This is a genomic window from Auritidibacter sp. NML120636 (assembly GCF_003185945.1).
GTDB classification, from domain to species: domain Bacteria; phylum Actinomycetota; class Actinomycetes; order Actinomycetales; family Micrococcaceae; genus Auritidibacter; species Auritidibacter ignavus.
Genome location: NZ_QHLO01000003.1, coordinates 36,538 through 56,170, shown reverse-complemented (window position 1 = coordinate 56,170; position 19,633 = coordinate 36,538). Strand labels below are relative to the sequence as shown.

Genomic DNA, 19,633 nt, shown 5'->3' with positions numbered 1-19,633 from the left:
CCCATGGCCAAGATCAAGAAAGACGACCTCGTGCAGGTTATTGCAGGCAAGGACAAGGGCAAGCAGGGCAAAGTCCTGCGCGTGTTCCCCAAAGATGAGCGCGTGCTCGTTGAAGGTGTCAACCGCGTGACTAAGCACGTCCGTGCCGGTCAGGGACCCCAGGGCGCTACCGAAGGTGGTATCCAGGTGGTCGAAGCCCCGATGCACATTTCGAATGTTGCCATCGTAGACCCCGAGTCTGGCAAGCCGACCCGCGTTGGCTACCGCTTTGAAGAAGTCGAGAAGAACGGCGAAACCAAGACCGTCAAGGTCCGTTACGCCAAGGCCTCTGGAAAGGAGCTGTGATGACTGAGGTTAGCACCGATACGGCCGCAGCCCCCAAGGTCACCCCGCGTCTGAAGGCCACATACCAGAACGAGATCAAGAAGTCGCTGCAGGACCAGTTTAACTACAGCAACGTGATGCAGGTCCCGGGCCTGACCAAAGTTGTGGTGAACATGGGTGTTGGTGAAGCAGCTCGTGACTCGAAGGTCATCGAAGGTGCCATCAAGGATCTGGCCGCCATCACTGGTCAGAAGCCACAGGTTTCCAAGGCCAAGAAGTCCATCGCGCAGTTTAAGTTGCGTGAAGGTATGCCCATCGGCGCCCATGTGACCATGCGCGGCGACCGCATGTGGGAATTCCTGGACCGTTTGGTCTCGTTTGCTCTGCCACGTATTCGTGACTTCCGTGGTCTGTCCTCCAAGCAGTTCGATGGTAACGGTAACTACACGTTCGGCCTGGCCGAGCAGACCGTGTTCCACGAGATCGATCAGGACAATATCGACCGCGTACGCGGTATGGACATCACCGTCGTGACCACCGCAACGACCGATGACGAAGGCCGTGCGCTGTTGCGCGCTCTGGGCTTCCCATTCAAGAAAGACCAGTAATCTATCTACGCTACAGGTCCCATCCGGTGTACCGGTCCGGGAAACCACAGCGAGAAAGGGCGTGAAGCCCACATGACTATGACCGATCCTGTCGCAGACATGTTGACCCGTCTGCGCAACGCAAATTCGGCCTCACATGACTCGGTATCCATGCCGTCTTCGAAACTGAAGACCCGCCTGGCCGAGATCTTGAAAAACGAAGGCTACATCGATGACTGGGCCGAAGAAGAGGCCCGTGTTGGCAAAACCCTGACCATCCAGCTGAAGTTCGGCCCGCAGCGCGAGCACGCTATTGCTGGCCTGCGCCGTATTTCTAAGCCCGGTCTGCGCGTTTATGCCAAGTCCACCAACCTGCCTCGTGTGTTGGGCGGTTTGGGGATTGCGATCCTGTCAACCTCCTCCGGTCTGCTCACAGACCGTCAGGCGGCTTCCAAAGGTGTAGGTGGGGAAGTCCTCGCCTACGTGTGGTAACGGAACACGGACGAAAGGTAGAGAAAATGTCACGTATTGGACGTCTTCCGATCACCGTGCCTTCCGGCGTTGATGTGAAGGTCAATGGCTCGCAGGTCGATGTGAAAGGACCTAAGGGTGAGCTGAGCTTCACCGTTGCATCGCCTATCACCGTTGATTTGGAAGAAAACACTATTACTGTCAGCCGTCCCGACGATGAGCGCGAATCGCGTTCGTTGCACGGTTTGAGCCGGACCATGATCAATAACATGATCGTGGGTGTCACCGAAGGCTACTCCAAGACGTTGGAGATCATTGGTACCGGTTACCGCGTGCTGGCCAAGGGACAGGGTCTGGAATTTTCCCTGGGCTTCTCCCACACCATTTCCGTAGACGCGCCGAAGGGCATCGACTTCAAAGTTGACGGCAACAAGGTGACTGTCTCCGGGATCGACAAGCAGCTGGTCGGCGAAACCGCAGCCAATATCCGGAAACTTCGTAGAACCGAGCCTTATAAGGGCAAGGGCATCCGGTATTTGGGCGAGCAGGTCCGTCGTAAGGCCGGAAAGGCAGGTAAGTGATGTCGAACGTCACTGTCAAAGGCAAGGGCAAATACGCTGCTCGGGCTCGCCGCCACCAGCGTGTTCGCAAGCATATCTCCGGAACCTCGGCACGTCCTCGCTTGGTCGTCAACCGTTCAGCCCGACACGTCTTCGTGCAGGTGGTCGACGACACGAAGGGACTCACCCTGGTTTCAGCTTCCACTATGGAAGCCGATCTTCGGAGCTTGGACGCTGAGAAGGTCGAGAAGTCGCGTAAGGTTGGCGAGCTCGTCGCTGAGCGCGCCAAAGCAGCCGGCATTGAAGCGGTCGTCTTCGACCGTGGCGGTAACCGTTACCACGGTCGCGTCGCGGCAGTAGCTGAAGGAGCACGCGAAGGGGGGCTGAAACTGTGAGCGAAAACACCAACGAAAAGGACAATCAGGTGACTGAAGCTAACGAAGACGCCGTGTCTGAGACCTCATCAGGTTCGGTTAGCCAGAACACCGAACGCACTGGTGGTCGTGGTGAGCGCGGCGGTCGAGGCCGTCGTGACCGCGCTGCCAAGAACGAACGCGGCTCCCGCCGTAACAACTCCCGTGGCAACGACAACCGCGACGAGTTCCTCGAGCGCGTGGTGACCATCAACCGCGTATCCAAGGTGGTCAAGGGCGGACGTCGGTTCTCCTTCACCGCTCTGGTTGTCGTCGGTGACGGCGACGGTCTGGTTGGCGTTGGTTACGGTAAGGCCAAGGAAGTTCCGGCCGCTATCGCCAAGGGTGTTGAAGAGGCCAAGAAGAGCTTCTTCCGCGTTCCGCGTATCGGGACAACCATTCCTCACATCGTGCAGGGTGAAGACGCTGCCGGCGTTGTGCTGTTGCGTCCTGCTTCCCCCGGTACCGGTGTGATCGCTGGTGGTCCGGTGCGTGCTGTGCTGGAGTGCGCAGGGATCCACGATGTGCTTTCCAAGTCGATGGGTTCAGTGAACGCCATCAACATTGTGCGAGGCACGATCGATGCGCTCAAGCAGTTGGAAGGACCCGAGGAAGTTGCTGCCCGTCGCGGTAAACCTGTCGATGAGGTCGCTCCGCACGCCATGCTTCGCACCATGCAGGAAGATCGCGCCAAGAAGGCCGAAGAAAGGGCAGGTGCCTGATCATGGCAACGAACAACGGTTCAACTCCAAAGAACATCACGGCCTCGGATGCGACTCTGGCGATTACCCAGATCCGTTCAACCGTGGGCCGTAAACCCAAGCATCGTGAGACTGTGCGTTCGCTCGGTCTGAAGCGAATTGGTCACACTGTGACCCGTACAGCCGATGAGTCCACGGTGGGCATGATTAATACCGTGCGCCACCTCGTCACAGTGGAGGAGGTCAATAATGGCTGACACCAACGAAGGCCAGAACGGCCCAGACATCGTCAAGCTGCATGACCTGCGTCCAGCTGCCGGTTCGAAGAAGACCAAGCTGCGTTACGGACGCGGTGAAGGCGGTAAGGGTGGCAAGACCGCTACCCGCGGTACTAAGGGCACCAAGGCTCGTTACCAGGTCCCTGCAGGTTTCGAAGGTGGTCAGCTTCCGTTGCACATGCGCCTTCCGAAACTGCGCGGATTCAAAAACCCATTCCGCACCGAGTACCAGGTCGTCAACCTGGACAAGCTCGCTCAGCACTTCCCCGACGGTGGCGAGGTCACCGTCGATTCTCTGGTGGAGCGTGGCTTGGTGCGCAAGAACCAGCCGGTGAAAATCCTGGGTACCGGAGAGATCTCCGTGGCTCTGAACATCACCGCCGATGCATTCTCCAAGTCGGCTGTTGAAAAGATCAACGCCGCTGGAGGGTCAACCACGGCTCGCTAAGGCGAAACACTCCGATTCAGGCCAATCGGTCCTCGATTCTGTGCAGGAGGTCTTGCAACGAATCGAGGACCGAGGCATTTAACGCTAGAATCTCTACGGTGTGTCATCACCACACCCGCAGATGCGCGGGTTATGGCCCACCCACGCAGACTACGAACGGCTTCGGCCACCTCGACCATTACCCCTTCAGGAGGACGCTTGTTCAGCGCGATTGCACGGGTCTTTAAGACCCCGGATCTGCGGACCAAGATCCTATTCACGCTCGGTGTCATTGTGATCTACCGGATCGGTTCTTTTATCCCTGCACCGGGAGTGAACTACGACAACGTGCAAATGTGTCTGGCCAGCGGTGAAACCGAAGGTGGCCTGTACTCGTTCGTGAACATGTTCTCCGGTGGCGCGATGCTCCAGGTCTCCATCTTCGCGCTGGGCATCATGCCCTACATTACCGCCGCGATTATCACCCAACTGTTGCGCGTCGTGATCCCACGGTTCGAGCGCCTCCATAAGGAAGGCGCCGAAGGACAAGCCAAGCTCACACAGTACACCCGCTACCTGACCATTGCACTGGCGCTACTGAATGCGACCACGCTGTCTACCTTGGCTTCCTCGGGTGCACTGCTGAACTGCAACCTCCCGCTGCTCACCGATAGCAGCATCCCTTCCATCCTGTTGTTGGTGCTGATCCTCACCGCTGGTGCCGTGGTGCTGATGTGGATGGGGGAGCAGATCACCGAACGCGGTGTGGGTAACGGTATGTCGCTGATGATCTTCATCTCGATCGCAGCTGGCTTCCCGGCCGGACTCGGCCAGATCTGGACCACCCAGGGTTGGCAGACTTTTGCGATCGTGATGGTCGTGGGATTGTTGACCATTATGGCCATCGTGTTCGTCGAGGATTCGCAACGTCGCGTACCGGTCCAATACGCCAAGCGTCAGATTGGTCGTCGCACCGTCGGCGGTACCTCGACCTACATTCCGATCAAGGTCAATATGGCCGGTGTCATTCCGGTGATCTTCGCTTCTTCAATCCTGATGCTTCCGCAGATCTTGATCCAGTTCAACCAGCCAGCTCCCGGTAGTCAAGAAGAACCCAAAGAATGGGTGGTCTGGTTGCAGGAGTATTTCGGCACGCAGTCGCACCCGGTCTACATGCTGATTTTCTTCTTGCTCACGATTGGGTTCACATATTTTTACGTGACCATCACGTTCAATCCGCAGGACATTTCGGACAATATGAAACGCTACGGCGGATTCATTCCAGGCGTCCGGGCGGGCCGGCCCACCGTGCAGTATCTGGAATACGTGATTTCTCGTATCACGTTCGTGGGTTCCTTGTACCTTGGTGTTATCGCCATGATTCCGCTGGTAGCCTTTGTTCTGATCGGTGCGAATCAGAACTTCCCGTTCGGCGGTACGTCGATCTTGATTATGGTGGGCGTTGCTCTGACGACCATCAAGCAAATCAATGCCCAGATGGAACAACACAACTACGAAGGACTCCTGCGTTAGTGGTCTGATCCTTGTGTAGAGCAGAGTAGATAGGACTGAGGTATCACACATGTCTCAAATCTTGATGATGGGCCCTCCAGGGTCGGGTAAAGGCACGCAGGCGGCCCTGATCGCCGATAAGCTCGGAATTCCAGCGATTTCCACCGGCGATATCTTCCGTTATAACGTCAAGGAACTCACCGAACTGGGGCGTGAGGCCAAGCAGTATATGGATAACGGTGACTTCGTACCCGATGACGTCACAAACCGCATGGTGGAGGATCGTCTGGCCCAGTCGGATGCTACCGAAGGTTTCCTCTTGGACGGATATCCTCGCACCGCCGGACAGGTTGAGGCCCTGAACAACATCCTGGACAACCAGGGTAAAACCCTTACTGCCGTTCTGGTTCTGGAAGTGCCCGACGACGAACTTGTGCAACGCCTGCTGGCCCGCGCCGAGACCGAAGGCCGTAGCGATGACACCGAAGAGGTCATCAAACACCGCCTGGAGCTCTACCACCGAGAAACTGCGGACCTGGTTGATGCCTACCTCAAGGACGGTATTGTTGCCCGCGTGGACGGCACCGGCATGATCGATGACGTCACCGAGCGGTTGTTGCAAGCCGTGTACAACATTCGTGCACGCACCGGGACACTTCCCGTGATTCGTCCGAGGAAAGACCAGTAATCACGCAGTCGCCACCACATCATCACAGCGTCGGCCGAGCATTCTCGGCCGGCGTTGTTGATTTTTGAGCGCACACCGTAAGAATACCTTTGCGAGCACCGTCAGGAGGCGACCATGAGCCGTCGCAAAATTGAACTGAAGACCGCCAATGAGATGGCAGTGATGCACCAGTCAGGACTTATCCTGTCTCGAGCCCTGGACGCGGTCGCTGCGACCGCGAAACCCGGCACCACCACACTGGAACTCGACGAGATTTTCTCTGAGACCATCACCGAAGCAGGAGCGACCTCAAATTTTCTGGGATATTACGGATACCCGAACTCCATATGCGCCTCTGTCAATGACCAGGTGGTCCATGGGATTCCGAACGCAACACCCTTGCAATCTGGTGACGTGCTGAAAATTGATGGCGGTTGCATTCTGAATGGGTGGCATTCCGATTCGGCTCGGACCGTGATCGTAGCCGATGAGAACAACACCGGGGTTGACCCGGAAGACCAGCGACTTTCTGAGATTACCCGCAAAGCGATGTGGCGTGGCATTGCTGCTTTTGCCTCGGCCAAATATGTCGGAGAGATCGGCGAGGCCATCGAAACCTACGTGCGGGCCCAGCCAGGCTCGCACCTGGGGATTTTGGAAGAATACGTCGGGCACGGCATCGGCACGGCCATGCACCAAGCCCCCGACGTGTTCAATTACGACTCCGGAATGCGAGGGCAACGCATCAAACCCGGGCTTTGCCTCGCGATCGAACCCATGCTCGTTCGTGGCGGTATCGACACGACCGTGTTGGACGACGACTGGACCGTGGTCACCAACGACGGATCGCGCGCCAGCCAGTGGGAGCACTCGGTTGCCCGTCATCAGGACGGAATTTGGGTACTGACCGCCGAAGACGGGGGAGCCAGCGAACTCCAACCGTTGGGTGTGACACCAGTTCCCTTGCCTTCCACGGCATCGTAAGCCGTCCCACGGCGGATCGGGCTGGAAAAATGTGCCTGTCTGAGATAACATAATTTGTTGGCTGTTTTTGTCTTCAGTGGATTGGCGTGTCGCCAGATCACAGATCACGAACAGCGCATCAAGTATTCGTCCCCACGTAGCCTTTGTATACCTGTTTCAGGAAGACTGCGTGGGCCAAGCGATTGTGGAGGACATGGCTAAGAAGGAAGGCGTCATCGAAGTCGAGGGCACCGTGACCGAAGCGTTGCCCAATGCAATGTTCCGCGTCCGCCTTCAGAACGAGCACGTTGTGCTTGCGACGATTTCAGGCAAGATGCGGCAACACTACATTCGGATTCTTCCCGAAGACCGAGTGGTAGTCGAGCTTAGCCCGTACGACCTGGACCGGGGTCGTATTGTGTACCGCTACAAATAAAAATAGAAGAACTAGCACAACGCTCAAGGAGGAACCATGAAGGTTCAGCCAAGCGTGAAGCGGATCTGCGATAACTGCAAGGTTATTCGCCGCCATGGCAACGTTATGGTGATCTGCAGTAACCCACGCCATAAACAGCGTCAGGGCTAACACCCCGCGGGGTGCCCTTCCAATAGGCGCTGAGAACGAAGGCTCATCCAGGAGCCGACAGCGGTGCAGAGCACATGAACTATTCATGTGTCTCAACCTCCGGACACAGCAAAGGCCGGAGACTGAACTGGCTGACAACAGTATTGATCGATCTTGTTCTGAGATCGTCGATTCTTAGGGTTAGCAGATGATAGAGACCATCATCACGGTTCAGGACGTACCGTTGCAGACCTTTGCTCGACAGAACAAGGAGAACGGCCATATGGCACGTCTAGCAGGCGTTGATATCCCGCGCGAGAAGCGTGTGGTCATCGCTCTCACCTACATCTACGGGGTGGGTCGTACCCGCTCGCAGCAGACCCTTGAGGCGACCGGGATTTCTCCCGATACCCGCGTCAAGGATCTCACCGACGCTGAATTGGTGGAGTTGCGCGATTACATCGAAGGAAACTATCGGGTTGAGGGTGACCTCCGCCGTGAGGTCGCCGCTGATATTCGTCGCAAAGTGGAGATTGGTAGCTACCAGGGCTTGCGCCACCGTCGTGGCCTGCCGGTCCACGGTCAGCGCACGAAGACTAATGCACGTACCCGTAAGGGCCCGAAGAAGACCGTCGCTGGTAAGAAGAAGTAGTCTCCTGGGCCATCAATCCCAGAGCTTTACTGTCTAATCACCTCAATAGCTTTTCGTAGGAGAGAGAAACATGCCCCCGAAGGGACGCGGAGCGACCGTACGTAAGAGTCGTCGCTCGAAGAAGAATATCGCCCAGGGCCAAGCCCACATCAAGAGCACTTTCAACAACACCATCGTTTCCATTACTGACACCACCGGTGCTGTGGTTTCCTGGTCGTCAGCTGGAGAGATGGGCTTTAAGGGCTCCCGTAAGTCCACTCCTTTCGCAGCTCAGACCGCTGCTGAGCAAGCTGCGAAGCGCGCTCAAGAGCACGGCATGCGGAAGGTCGACGTCTTCGTCAAGGGCCCCGGCTCTGGACGGGAGACTGCGATTCGTTCGCTGCAGGCAGCAGGACTGGAAGTCGGATCGATCCAAGACGTCACTCCTGTCGCCCACAACGGTGCCCGCCCGGCAAAGCGTCGTCGCGTCTAAACCGTTGAGCACACCAACTGTGGATCAGTAAGCTAATTCCGCGGGCCATGCGCCGGAAGAGGCCTACTGGTTTACAGCAAAACATCATTATCTCCCTCGTTTCCCCATACCTGCGAGCGTCATATGGCGGACGCCTCGCTGAAAGGAAATGTCAGTGCTCATTGCACAGCGCCCCACGTTGACTGAAGAACCCGTATCAACTCAACGCTCGCGGTTCGTTATTGAACCCTTGGAGCCTGGTTTTGGTTATACACTGGGTAACTCGCTACGGCGGACCCTGCTGTCATCCATACCCGGTGCGTCCGTGACCAGCATCCGCATCGATGGCGTGCTTCACGAGTTTTCTACCGTCAACGGTGTGAACGAAGACGTCACCGAAATTATCCTCAACATCAAGCAGCTCTCGGTTTCCTCGGAAAACGATGAGCCGGTCGTGGCTTACCTGCGCAAGCAGGGTCCCGGCGAGGTAACTGCCGCTGATATCACTGCGCCGGCAGGCGTTGAGATCCACAACCCCGAACTGCATATCGCGACCCTGAATGAGAAGGGGAAGTTCGATATGGAGCTGACCATTGAGCGCGGTCGTGGCTACGTTACCGCTACTCAGAACAAGACCCCGGACGCTGAAATCGGACGAATTCCAGTCGACTCCATCTACTCTCCGGTCCTGAAGGTCACCTTCAAAGTCGAAGCCACGCGTGTTGAGCAGCGCACCGACTTTGACAAGTTGGTACTGGATGTGGAGACCAAGGAATCCATTGCTCCGCGCGACGCGCTGGCTTCGGCCGGTTCCACGCTGGTGGAGCTGTTCGGTTTGGCCCGTGAGCTCAACGTTGCCGCCGAAGGTATTGAGGTTGGCCCTTCGCCGGCCGATGATACCGTCGCTGCCGATATGGCCCTTCCCATCGAGGAGTTGGAGATGACCGTGCGGTCTTACAACTGCCTGAAGCGTGAAGGGATCCATACCGTCGGTGAGCTGGTGGCTCGTTCTGAGACCGACCTGATGGATATCCGGAACTTCGGTGCGAAGTCCATTGACGAAGTGAAAGAGAAGCTTGCTGAGCTGGGCCTGTCCTTGAAGGACTCTGGACCGGCAAGCTTCGATCCTCTGGCTACCGACTCCCAGGAGTACAACGGCGGCGAAGAGTACAACGGTGACTTCCAGTCCTACGACCAGTACTAAATCCGTTCCGTACTGGTTACTGAGAAGACACCCGAACCCGAATAAGTGATTCCTGTGGCGGTGGCTTCCGCCACGCGTGCGGGAATATCCCAAGGAGAAAACCATGCCAACCCCAACTAAAGGTCCGCGCCTGGGCAGCGGCCCTGCTCATCAGCGGGCTATGCTGGCCAACCTGTCGGCGAGCCTTTTCGAGCACAAGTCCATCAAGACCACCTTGGCCAAGGCTAAGCGAGTGCAACCTTACGCCGAGCGTCTGATCACCTTCGCGAAGCGCGGTGACTTGCCCGCCCGCCGTAAGGTGCAGTCCATGATTGCTGGTCGTTCTCGCACCAACAAGTCCATCGTGCACGAACTGTTCACCGTCATTGGCCCAGCTATGGAGAACCGCGAAGGCGGCTACACTCGCATCACCAAGATCGGTACTCGCTCCGGCGATAACGCCCCGATGGCGGTAATCGAACTGGTCATGGAGCCGGTTTCGCCCAAACAGGCTGTGGTTCAGGATGCCGAAAACGCAGCCAAGCACGCTGCTGAGGTGGCAGCTGCCGACGAGCAGGACGAACAGGCTGAACAACAGCAGCCGATTGCCGACGATATTGTCGACGAGTCGCAAGAAGCCGAAATGGCCGAAGCTGAAACTCCTGCCGAGACAGAGACTGAATCCACTGATGAAGCTGACGCTCCAACAGCAGACGAGGCCAAAGAGACTGACGAAGAGCAGAAATAATCTGCTGTCAACACCTCACCAGGCACGTGCCTGACACCAAGGCGGTGTGAGCCCTACACGAATGAGCAGGGTTCACACCGCCTTTTCGTCTCAGTGCCTACACTAGATGTGATGGACGACGAGAAGGCACCCCCCGGGGCCCAGAACGTTTTTGTGCAACCAAGGCCCGCGAATAAATCAGCTCGTACTAGCCGTTCGGTGCGGGTTAAAGTCCGTTGTGGTTATGACGGAGGCGCCTTTCACGGTTGGGCCCGTCAACCAGGACTCACCACGGTGCAAGGTGAGATCGAACAGGGGCTACACACACTTATTCGTCGCGAGATAAGGACAGTGGTTGCCGGTCGAACTGACGCCGGCGTGCACGCAGAAGCCCAAGTGTTTCAGTTCGACCTGACTCAGGACGAATGGTGGGGGCTTGCCCGCGGTAAGTCTGCACTGGATCCTGGCGAAAGCTTGGTGCGACGCCTGAACGGGACTCTCAAACACCTGGGCGGAGCGATCCACATTTATACTGCCGAGCGGGCTCCAGAAGGTTTCGATGCTCGATTCTCGCCCACCCAGCGCCGTTATCGGTACCGGATAGCCGACCGTGTAGAGAACTTCCGACCTCTCGAACGGCATTTCACCTGTTGGTTACGTCGTGAACTCAACGTGAGCCTCATGCAGGCCGAAGCCAACACGGTTTTGGGACTACATGATTTCCTCAGCTTCTGCAAACCTAAACCCGACGCCACCACGATCCGCACGGTCCACGACATTCGTATAACCCGCGACGACAGTGGCATCATTACCGCGGAGCTGGTCGCAGACGCCTTCTGCCACAACATGGTGCGGGCGCTGATGGGAGCACTGATTCAGGTGGGGGAGGGGTCGAAGGACCCGGGGTGGCTGGCGCACCGTTTAGCGGCCAAGGTTCGCGACTCGCAGGTGCGGTTGGCTCCCGCTGAGGGACTTATCCTCAGTGGTGTTGACTACCCTAACGATGAAGACCTGGCCTCGCGAGCCGAACAGACTCGAGCCAAACGCGACACAGAACGCTAGTTTCGTCACAGCCCACATGCCCCATATTTGGTGTTAGGGGTAGACTCGCGCTAAACTAGGTTGCTGTTGTGCGAGTCATCCCAGACTGTACGCTGATCAGACTGACGTCGTTGCATCGTTGCAAAGTCTCATCGCGCTGGGAAATATCGACCCGGCTTCACGCCAGCCCTCACCTGGTGTACCGGAAGCACCCACAAGATACAGTCGAGTCAACTTGGTCTCACGCCCAAGAACTCGTCGAATGTTGCAGACCGATACCGAATTAACGAAGGCAAGAATAGTGCGTACGTTTACACCAACGCCAGACGACATCGATCGTCAATGGCACGTTATTGACGCCACCGATGTGGTGCTGGGGCGTCTTGCTAGCCAGGTGGCTCCGCTACTGCGCGGCAAGCACAAGCCAAGTTTCGCCCCCCACATGGATATGGGCGATTTTGTCATCATTATCAATGCAGACAAGGTGACCCTGACCGGGCACAAGCTGGAGCAGAAGAGCGCTTACCGTCACTCCGGCTTCCCGGGTGGTTTGACCTCCACCTCCTACGCTGAGCTGTTGGAGAAAGACCCGGTCCAGGCCGTCGAGAAGGCTGTTCGTGGCATGTTGCCGAAGAACAAGCTCAACGACAAGTTCATGTCGAAGCTGAAGGTCTACCGCGGCTCCGAGCACCCGCACGCTGCCCAGCAGCCCGTTGAGTACACCTTGAACCAGGTGGCCCAGTAGGGTCAGCCCCATTAATTCTTTCTAAGGAGAACCATGACTCTGAATGAGAATGAGTCCACCGAGGAAGTGGAGCTGACTAGCTACACCTCCGAATCAACCGAATCTGTCGATGCAGGTGCCACTGTTGCTGAGCGTCCTGCCCTGACTCAGTCCGGTTCCGCCGTGGGTCGCCGGAAGCGGGCCATCGCCCGCGTGCGTCTGGTTCCGGGCACCGGTGAGTGGAAAGTCAACGGCCGCGAGCTCGACACCTACTTCCCGAATAAACTCCACCAGCAGGAAGTCAACGACCCGCTGAAGCTTCTCAACGTTGACGGCGCCTACGACGTGATCGCTATTGTGCGTGGCGGTGGCCCTTCCGGCCAGGCCGGTGCAGTCCGCTTGGGCGTCGCTCGTGCGCTGAACGACATCGATCGCGACAACAACCGTCCTGCCCTGAAGAAGGCCGGATTCTTAACTCGCGATGCGCGCGCTGTTGAGCGGAAGAAGGCCGGTCTGAAGAAGGCCCGTAAGGCCCCGCAGTACTCCAAGCGCTAAACTCCTTTTTGTACTGGCGCATTCAGCCAGCACACCACACGGGGACCTCGCCATGATGGCGAGGTCCCCGTTGGCTTGTAGGGTTCTCTAAAAAACGCCGCTGGTCCGGGCTTAGAGCACCTTGGAAAGGAAGTCTTGTAGCCGTGCAGACTGCGGGTTTTCAAAGACCTCGGCAGGCGACCCGCGCTCGACAAGTTGGCCATCGTCCATGAATAGTACGGTGTCGGCAACTTCGCGAGCGAAACCCATCTCATGCGTGACCAGCACCATGGTCATGCCTCCGCCGGCCAGATCCCGGATGACTTGCAAAACCTCACCGACCGTCTCAGGATCCAATGCTGAGGTTGCTTCGTCAAAGAGCATGACCTCGGGGTTCATCGCCAACGCGCGTGCGATCGCCACACGTTGTTTTTGGCCACCCGACAGGGACGATGTTTTGGCTTCAACCTTATCCTCCAGGTTGACCCGCTTCAACAAGGCCATCGCCTGGTCACTGGCATCCTGGGCGGCTTTATTCTTCACCTTGCGCGGGGCCAAGGTGATGTTGTCCAGGACGTTCATATTGGGGAAGAGATTGAAGTGCTGGAACACCATCCCGACATGTTTACGAACCTCGTTGATGTCCACCTTGGGATCAGCCAGGTTGTAGCCTCCCACCCAAACAGCGCCGTCGCTGGGAGTTTCCAACCGGTTCAGACAGCGCAATAACGTGGATTTACCGGACCCCGACGGGCCGATAATGCAGACCACCTCGCCAACTTTGATCGTGGCATCAATACCTTTGAGGACATGATTCTTGTCAAAAGACTTGTGGAGGTTCTCGAGCCGGATGATGTTGGACGAATCATCGACCACCAGGGGGATGGTCGAGGTGTGGGGATTCGATGATGTGTGGCTCATCAGTGATTCACCTTCTTATCGACAAAGTTGGCGAGCTTGGTCAGCAGATAGATGGCGATGAAGTAGATCAGACCGGCAATGGCCAGCACTTCGGTCACGCGGAAGTTGGCAGCGTAGATCTGCTGCGCCTGATAGAGCAACTCACCGAAACCGATAGCCAACAGCAACGAGGAGTCTTTGATCATAATCACCAGCTGGTTGATCAGTGACGGGGTCATGATCTTGAAGGCCTGTGGCAAGACCACGTAGCGCATAGACTGTCCGGACGTTAGGGCAAGTGACCGAGCCGCCTCTTGCTGACCGGAGTCAACCGACTGAATACCCCCGCGAACAATTTCGGCGATATAAGCACCGGCGTTTAGAGACAGCGTCAGGGCACCGGCCACCCAAATATTGACTTCTGTTTGAATGAGCTGGGGGAGACCGAAGTAGAAGAAAAACGCCCAGACCAGAACCGGAGTGCCCCGGAAGAGATTGACATAGGTGGTGGCAATACCGCGCAACACGATATTGGAGGAGACCTTCAAGAAACCGAAGACCAGACCGAGCACCATCGCCATGGCAAAGGAAATGCCGGTAATCGCCAGGGTGTTTCCCAGACCAATCATCAGGGCCGGCAGGGAGGTCTGCAACAGGCCGATGAATGTCGAATTATCTGGTCCCTCGGCATCTTCCCCCAGATAACGGTCAAGGATCTCGTCGTACTCACCCGAGGCCTGAATTTCTTGCAAGCCCTCGTTAAACATGGTCAGCAATTCTTGGTTCTCGCCTTTATTGACAGCGAAACCGTAATCGCCGGCCGGCTCGGGATCAGAGACCAGTTCCAAACCCGAGCCCTGCTGAATTCCGTAGGCAATAATCGGTAAGTCATCAACCAGCGCGGCATCGTGGCCGGCTTTGACTGATTCGACTAAGGAGGTGGTCTGGTCCAGCGAATTCAGCTCGAAATCGTAGTCCTCTTGCATTTCTTGGGCCCACTCTTCGGATAGGGACCCGGTCTTGACCGCAACCGTCTCCCCTTCCAGGTCTTCCCAGCCGGTGATGCCACTGCCTTCGTTGGCGGCGATGGTCAGCTCGCCGGTGAAGTATGGGTCGGAGAAGTCATAGACTTCCTGGCGTTCGTCGGTGATCCCCATACCAGCGATCACACCGTCGACCTGATTGGAGCTCAACGCCTGCAGGGCCGCGTTAAAGCCCATCGAACGGAACTCGACTTGGAAGCCCTGATTCTCGGCAATCGCGGTCATAATATCGATGTCAATACCGACCAATTCGCCGGACGGATCCCGGAATTCAAAGGGAGCGAAGGTCGTATCCGTCCCGATCACGTACAGTTCACCAGCGTCGTCACCGGCGACCTGATTGTCTCCTGAATCCCCGGGCGGTACTTCTTCGGCATCGGCCCAGGCACCAGACGATCCAGCGAGCAATGCCGGTATGAGACACAGCATTGCAATCACCAGTGCCCGCAGGGCGCTGAGTTTGCGCATCATCGTTACCTCTTCTGTGTGAATAGTGGTGATGTGATCCAGCATACGTGCTTTGGTCCTCCGATGCTGTGTCCAAGGCACCCCAGCAAGAACCCGTCGCGGTGCGGTGGCGACTGTTTTCTCACCGTGTGATACGAAATCACAGGCCGGCAAAAACCAGGAAACGATCCCACGTGCGTGGTGAATCTCGAGCATTTACCTTTCGCGATTACACTAAGTGGAATGACTCGATTGTTTGGAACCGACGGCGTTCGAGGCAAAGCCAATGAAGAACTGACCGTCGAACTGTCTGTACAGCTCGCGCAGGCCGCGGCGGTGGTTCTAGGTCATCACACCACCGACGGCCGTCGTCCTCTGGCCGTGGTGGCCCGAGACCCACGAATCTCCGGGGAATTCATCAACGCCGCGGTCTTGGCTGGTCTCGCCGCTTCCGGCGTCGACGTCTACGATGCTGGGGTGCTTCCCACCCCGGCGGCAGCTTTCCTGATTGGCGATATCAACGCCGATTTCGGTGTGATGATTTCGGCTTCTCACAACCCTGCCCCAGACAACGGCATCAAATTCTTGGCGCGCGGTGGCCTGAAACTCTCCGACGCACAGGAAGACGCTATCCAGGAGCAAATGTCACAGCCACCACAACGCCCCACCGGAGCTGAGGTCGGGCGGGTGCGGGTGTTCGCCGACGCAGAAGACCGCTACGTGCTTCACCTGCTGAAAAGTCTTCCCAACCGGATGGACGGGTTGCGGGTCGTGATCGATGCCGCCCACGGTGCCGCCGCCGGTTGTTCTCCGCAGGCCTTCGCTAACGCCGGCGCCGATGTGGTGGTCATCGGGGCGGCCCCCGACGGCCTGAATATCAATGCTGGCTACGGCTCAACCCACTTGGAACGTCTCCAAGAGGCTGTCGTGGACCGCGGGGCCGATCTCGGGATCGCGCATGACGGGGATGCTGACCGTTGCCTGGCCGTTGATGCCCAGGGCCATGTAGTTGATGGTGATCAGATCATGGGCATCATGGCTACAGCGCTCAAAGAAGCCGGCCAGCTCGCAGACGACACGCTCGTGGTCACCGTGATGTCGAACCTCGGCCTGAAGCTGGCCATGCAAGACCAGGGCATCAACGTCGTGGAAACCAAGGTGGGCGACCGCTACGTGCTGGAAGCCATGGACCAAGGCGGATACTCCCTGGGTGGCGAACAGTCCGGCCACGTGATCTTCTCGGACTTCGCCACCACCGGCGACGGCGTCTTGACTGGTCTCCAGCTCGCTGCCCGCGTTGCTGGAACCGGATCGTCGCTGGCCGAATTAGCCACCGTGATGACGAAGCTCCCCCAGGTGCTCATCAACGTCAATAACGTAGACAAAACCGCAGTGAAAGATCATCCCGCAGTACAGCAGGCAGTGGCCGAGGCGGAATCCCGACTAGGCGAAACCGGGCGGGTGCTCTTGCGTCCTTCTGGTACCGAGCCGGTGGTTCGCGTCATGGTCGAAGCCGCTGATCAGGCGCAGGCTGAGCGGGAAGCTGAGTATCTGGCCCAAGAGGTCGCCACACAGCTCGCTCTGTAAATCTCCTGTCAAGGATCTCGAACATCATGGCATCAGAACATCTCGTCGACCCGTCGCAACAGGACAACGTTGACGCCGGGGACGTGATGCCACAACCAGCCCAACACCTGTTGCGGTGGCAGTGGGTGCTGTTCATCGGGATTGTGGTGCTGGCTACCGGCCTAGTCTTGTTGAGCTGGACGTTGATTACTGCACCGGATTGCGAACAGGCCACGCTGAACTGGGCACCGTGTTTGGATGGTTCCGGTTAAAGGGCTCAGCGCCGGGCACTTGGCCGGCGCTGAGCTGTTGATGGTGGGAGAAATCTATTCGGCGTGGCGTCCAGAGGATTCGTCGCGGGAGTGATCTGCGAGCTGATCGGTACCCTGGGCCTTGGCCTGGGCGGTTAGCAAATCGCGGATATCGGTCAGTAGCTGAACGTCTTCGGCCACGGCGTCCTCTTCGGGTTCGATGCCGAGTCGACGGTTGCGAGCTTCGATCATCTTATTCATCGGTAGCACGATCACGAAGTAAACCGCGGCGGCGATCAGCAGGAAGTTCACGGCCGCGGTGAGTAAGACGCCGAAGCGGATCTCGTTGCCGTTCAGTTCCAGTACCGCGAAAGAGTCGAAGTTCGGTGATCCCACCAGCGCTGAAATCAACGGCATCAGGACCGAGTCAGTCAGCGCGGTCACGACCTGGCTGAATGCCGCACCAATAATCACGGCCACGGCCAGGTCAATGACATTGCCCTTCATCATGAAGTCTTTGAATCCTTGGAGCATGACATTCATCGTAGGACGTAGAGAACCGTGTGACTAGTGTGACTCTTCCGGATATGTTGTGGCAGCCTCAAAGCCCCACGCTGTTTCGGCAATGCCCCCGGCATCGACAATTGCTTCAGCCTGTTCTTTCCCGACGTATCGCAGGTGCCAGGGCTCATAGGCATACCCGGTTAGCTCGGCGGAATCCTGCGGATAACGGATCACCCAGCCGTGCTCGGCGGCGTGGTCAACGAGCCATTGGCCCTCGACGGTCTCGCCAAAGCAGGCCGACAGCACACAGTGATGATTCTCTCCGGCCACATCCACGGCCAGCCCCGTCTGGTGTTCGGAGTAGCCGGGACGGGCAGAGAAGTGCTCGGCCTGATCGGTACCATGACTGGCCACATACTGCCGGTGGAGCTGGTTTTGTCGTTCATAGGACCGGTAGCCCGACAGTAAGGAGAATGTGACCTCATCGTCTGTGGCTACTTCCATGAGCTCTTCCAGTGCGGTGGCAGCCTCCTGGCGTAAGGTGACAGTCTGTGAGGTGCCGGTGCCCTGAACGGACACCAGGTCCTCGGGCGCGTAGTCTATTGGTTCCAGCGGGTGGTGCTTATTGACCATGACGTGGATGGAGGCGGGGTCCTGATGGTCGAGTTCTTCGACAGTCGTGGTCTCGGTGGGCTCCGGGCGACTCGGCGATGTTGGGCTCGACTCTGAGGCGGTACCGGCGCTCGGACCCGGCGCGGTCGGGACAGCGGATGGCTCGACAATGGACTGTTGTCGCAAGGGCCGGGGCGAACTGTGCAGAATCGAGTGTTGACGCGCCGGACGTGGCGAGGATTCCAGCACCGATTCCTGGCGAGTTGGAGCGCTCCGGGCCTGTAAGAGGGGCTCGCGAGACGACGGGGGTCCTGTGGCGGGAAAGACCATAAGCGGTGAGTCGATCACAAACTCCACCCGCGGGTGCTCGTGCGGGTGCTGTACCCGGTGTTCCATCCGGTGGGTGGCCGAGGTTCTCGGTTCGGCTAAGGCGCACGAAGTCAGCGCCAGCACGACGATGACAGCAGAGGCCACCGCCCGATAGGCGCTGAGCTGTGTGCGTGGTGGAGCCATCGAACGCTTCGTTAAACTTTCCGCATTAAAACCCGCTTGACGCGGTGATGCTCGTCCTTGGTTAACACTAGTCTGGCACGCCCGCGTGTGGGTAGTACATTGACCTTCAAATTCGGGCCATTGATCCGATCCCAAATATCGGATGCCGTACGCTCGGCTTCAGCATCCGACAGCGTGGAATAGCGGTGGAAATAGGAGCGGGGGTCGGTGAAAGCCGATTTGCGCAGGTCCATGAAACGCTCGGTGTACCAGCGCTTGATGAACGTGGTCCGGGCATCAACATAGATCGAGAAATCGAAGAAGTCAGAGACACTTAACCCTGCGGTGCCATCAGCTCGAACGGTGGGTGGGGCCAACACGTTCAGCCCCTCCATAATTAACACGTCCGGACGACGGACCACCACTTGTTGGTCGGGCAGAATGTCGTAGGTCAAATGCGAGTACATCGGAGCCCGCACTTCGGGTTTACCGGCTTTCACATCGGAGACGAACCGCAGCAGGCGACGTCGGTCGTAGGATTCCGGGAAGCCTTTGCGACCCAGCAGATTGCGACGCTCTAACTCTGCATTCGGGTACAGGAAACCGTCTGTGGTGACCAGTTCCACACGCGGGGTATTGGGCCAGCGACGTAACATCTCCTGGAGTACGCGAGCCGTGGTCGATTTTCCGACTGCTACCGAGCCGGCGACTCCGATGACGTAGGGGGTGCGTCGGGTGGACTCTCCGAGGAATTCATTGGAGGCTTGGCGCAGTTTCGACGAGGAATCGACGTAAATCGATAACAACCGAGACAAGGGCAGATATACTTCGGCGACCTCCTGTAGAGAGAGTTGCTCTCCCAGTCCCCGCAAACGTTCCACGTCGGACTCATCAAAGGGCTGTTCTAGCTCATGGGCGAGCCGGGCCCAGGCTGGACGGTCCAGTTCAATAAACGGCGAGTAGTGATTTTGCTCTTCCATCGGTGGCGAACCGACCCGGGGGTTGCTGGCAGTCACCGGCGACACCGGGGTCTGCCGG

Annotated in this window: 27 protein-coding genes; 22 read left to right on the top strand and 5 right to left on the bottom strand. The window is 57.8% G+C overall.

Going from position 1 to position 19,633, the window contains the following annotated elements; genetic code table 11:
• Positions 1–3 precede the first annotated feature (3 nt).
• The 20 genes from rplX (at position 4) to rpsI (ending at position 12,801) form a co-directional block, all read left to right on the top strand.
• Entirely contained in the window at positions 4–345 is a 342-nt protein-coding gene (rplX, locus tag DCC25_RS03505; RefSeq protein ID WP_110097918.1) for a 50S ribosomal protein L24, read from the top strand.
• A complete protein-coding gene (gene rplE / locus DCC25_RS03500) occupies positions 345–932 on the top strand; it encodes a 50S ribosomal protein L5 (protein WP_110100633.1) in 588 nt (195 codons plus the stop codon). Before rplX ends, rplE begins: the two co-directional genes overlap by 1 nt.
• A gap of 72 nt (positions 933–1,004) precedes the next feature.
• Positions 1,005–1,403: a 30S ribosomal protein S8 gene (gene rpsH, locus DCC25_RS03495; protein ID WP_110097916.1), complete on the top strand. Its 399-nt coding sequence runs from the start codon at positions 1,005–1,007 to the stop codon at positions 1,401–1,403.
• 26 nt (positions 1,404–1,429) lie between these two features.
• Complete coding sequence (rplF, locus tag DCC25_RS03490; RefSeq protein ID WP_110097915.1) at positions 1,430–1,963, top strand: 50S ribosomal protein L6; 534 nt, start codon at positions 1,430–1,432, stop codon at positions 1,961–1,963.
• Positions 1,963–2,337, top strand: a complete 375-nt coding sequence (gene rplR / locus DCC25_RS03485) for a 50S ribosomal protein L18 (RefSeq protein ID WP_110097914.1) — start codon at positions 1,963–1,965, stop codon at positions 2,335–2,337. Before rplF ends, rplR begins: the two co-directional genes overlap by 1 nt.
• Positions 2,334–3,077 carry a 30S ribosomal protein S5 gene (gene rpsE / locus DCC25_RS03480; protein ID WP_110097913.1) on the top strand — a complete coding sequence of 248 codons (744 nt, stop codon included), beginning with the start codon at positions 2,334–2,336 and terminating at the stop codon, positions 3,075–3,077. The genes rplR and rpsE overlap by 4 nt, the downstream gene beginning before the upstream one ends.
• A 2-nt stretch (positions 3,078–3,079) precedes the next feature.
• Positions 3,080–3,313 carry a 50S ribosomal protein L30 gene (gene rpmD, locus DCC25_RS03475; RefSeq protein WP_110097912.1) on the top strand — a complete coding sequence of 78 codons (234 nt, stop codon included), beginning with the start codon at positions 3,080–3,082 and terminating at the stop codon, positions 3,311–3,313.
• Positions 3,306–3,782 (top strand): 50S ribosomal protein L15, encoded by a 477-nt coding sequence (gene rplO / locus DCC25_RS03470; protein WP_110097911.1) that lies wholly within the window; start codon positions 3,306–3,308, stop codon positions 3,780–3,782. Before rpmD ends, rplO begins: the two co-directional genes overlap by 8 nt.
• Positions 3,783–3,980: 198 nt before the next feature.
• On the top strand, positions 3,981–5,294 hold the full coding sequence (gene secY, locus DCC25_RS03465) for a preprotein translocase subunit SecY (protein WP_110100632.1): 1,314 nt from the start codon (positions 3,981–3,983) through the stop codon (positions 5,292–5,294).
• Between the two features lie 49 nt (positions 5,295–5,343).
• A complete protein-coding gene (locus DCC25_RS03460) occupies positions 5,344–5,961 on the top strand; it encodes an adenylate kinase (protein ID WP_110097909.1) in 618 nt (205 codons plus the stop codon).
• Between the two features lie 114 nt (positions 5,962–6,075).
• Positions 6,076–6,924 carry a type I methionyl aminopeptidase gene (gene map, locus DCC25_RS03455; protein WP_110097908.1) on the top strand — a complete coding sequence of 283 codons (849 nt, stop codon included), beginning with the start codon at positions 6,076–6,078 and terminating at the stop codon, positions 6,922–6,924.
• Between the two features lie 193 nt (positions 6,925–7,117).
• Entirely contained in the window at positions 7,118–7,339 is a 222-nt protein-coding gene (gene infA / locus DCC25_RS03450; RefSeq protein ID WP_110098174.1) for a translation initiation factor IF-1, read from the top strand.
• A gap of 36 nt (positions 7,340–7,375) precedes the next feature.
• The gene (rpmJ, locus tag DCC25_RS03445; protein ID WP_110097907.1) at positions 7,376–7,489 is read left to right on the top strand and encodes a 50S ribosomal protein L36; all 114 of its coding nucleotides are present in this window, start codon (positions 7,376–7,378) and stop codon (positions 7,487–7,489) included.
• Positions 7,490–7,751: 262 nt separating this feature from the next.
• Positions 7,752–8,120, top strand: a complete 369-nt coding sequence (rpsM, locus tag DCC25_RS03440; protein ID WP_110097906.1) for a 30S ribosomal protein S13 — start codon at positions 7,752–7,754, stop codon at positions 8,118–8,120.
• Positions 8,121–8,190: 70 nt separating this feature from the next.
• Positions 8,191–8,592: a 30S ribosomal protein S11 gene (gene rpsK / locus DCC25_RS03435; protein ID WP_110097905.1), complete on the top strand. Its 402-nt coding sequence runs from the start codon at positions 8,191–8,193 to the stop codon at positions 8,590–8,592.
• Between the two features lie 154 nt (positions 8,593–8,746).
• Positions 8,747–9,775 (top strand): DNA-directed RNA polymerase subunit alpha, encoded by a 1,029-nt coding sequence (locus DCC25_RS03430; protein WP_110097904.1) that lies wholly within the window; start codon positions 8,747–8,749, stop codon positions 9,773–9,775.
• A 103-nt stretch (positions 9,776–9,878) separates the two neighbouring features.
• Positions 9,879–10,502, top strand: coding sequence for a 50S ribosomal protein L17 (gene rplQ, locus DCC25_RS03425; RefSeq protein ID WP_110100631.1), 624 nt, complete (start codon positions 9,879–9,881; stop codon positions 10,500–10,502).
• A 111-nt stretch (positions 10,503–10,613) separates the two neighbouring features.
• Positions 10,614–11,543 (top strand): tRNA pseudouridine(38-40) synthase TruA, encoded by a 930-nt coding sequence (truA, locus tag DCC25_RS03420; protein ID WP_110100630.1) that lies wholly within the window; start codon positions 10,614–10,616, stop codon positions 11,541–11,543.
• Positions 11,544–11,823: 280 nt separating this feature from the next.
• Positions 11,824–12,267 carry a 50S ribosomal protein L13 gene (gene rplM, locus DCC25_RS03415; protein ID WP_110097902.1) on the top strand — a complete coding sequence of 148 codons (444 nt, stop codon included), beginning with the start codon at positions 11,824–11,826 and terminating at the stop codon, positions 12,265–12,267.
• 33 nt (positions 12,268–12,300) lie between these two features.
• On the top strand, positions 12,301–12,801 hold the full coding sequence (gene rpsI / locus DCC25_RS03410) for a 30S ribosomal protein S9 (protein WP_110097901.1): 501 nt from the start codon (positions 12,301–12,303) through the stop codon (positions 12,799–12,801).
• A gap of 111 nt (positions 12,802–12,912) precedes the next feature.
• Here rpsI and DCC25_RS03405 read toward each other — a convergent pair whose 3' ends face one another.
• Complete coding sequence (locus DCC25_RS03405) at positions 12,913–13,701, bottom strand: amino acid ABC transporter ATP-binding protein (protein WP_110100629.1); 789 nt, start codon at positions 13,699–13,701, stop codon at positions 12,913–12,915.
• Positions 13,701–15,236 carry an ABC transporter substrate-binding protein/permease gene (locus DCC25_RS03400; protein WP_233487891.1) on the bottom strand — a complete coding sequence of 512 codons (1,536 nt, stop codon included), beginning with the start codon at positions 15,234–15,236 and terminating at the stop codon, positions 13,701–13,703. Before DCC25_RS03400 ends, DCC25_RS03405 begins: the two co-directional genes overlap by 1 nt.
• 177 nt (positions 15,237–15,413) lie before the next feature.
• Between DCC25_RS03400 and glmM the strand changes: the two genes are divergently transcribed.
• Together glmM and DCC25_RS03390 are read left to right on the top strand one after the other, a co-directional pair.
• Entirely contained in the window at positions 15,414–16,757 is a 1,344-nt protein-coding gene (gene glmM, locus DCC25_RS03395; RefSeq protein WP_110100763.1) for a phosphoglucosamine mutase, read from the top strand.
• A 26-nt stretch (positions 16,758–16,783) separates the two neighbouring features.
• The gene (locus DCC25_RS03390; RefSeq protein WP_110100628.1) at positions 16,784–17,008 is read left to right on the top strand and encodes a hypothetical protein; all 225 of its coding nucleotides are present in this window, start codon (positions 16,784–16,786) and stop codon (positions 17,006–17,008) included.
• 54 nt (positions 17,009–17,062) lie between these two features.
• Here DCC25_RS03390 and mscL read toward each other — a convergent pair whose 3' ends face one another.
• The 3 genes from mscL to coaA are packed head-to-tail and all read right to left on the bottom strand — an operon-like array spanning position 17,063 to position 19,575.
• Positions 17,063–17,521: a large conductance mechanosensitive channel protein MscL gene (gene mscL / locus DCC25_RS03385; RefSeq protein ID WP_110097897.1), complete on the bottom strand. Its 459-nt coding sequence runs from the start codon at positions 17,519–17,521 to the stop codon at positions 17,063–17,065.
• A gap of 33 nt (positions 17,522–17,554) precedes the next feature.
• Positions 17,555–18,616, bottom strand: coding sequence for a M15 family metallopeptidase (locus DCC25_RS03380; RefSeq protein WP_110100627.1), 1,062 nt, complete (start codon positions 18,614–18,616; stop codon positions 17,555–17,557).
• An 11-nt stretch (positions 18,617–18,627) separates the two neighbouring features.
• A complete protein-coding gene (gene coaA, locus DCC25_RS03375) occupies positions 18,628–19,575 on the bottom strand; it encodes a type I pantothenate kinase (protein WP_110098171.1) in 948 nt (315 codons plus the stop codon).
• Positions 19,576–19,633 lie beyond the last annotated feature (58 nt).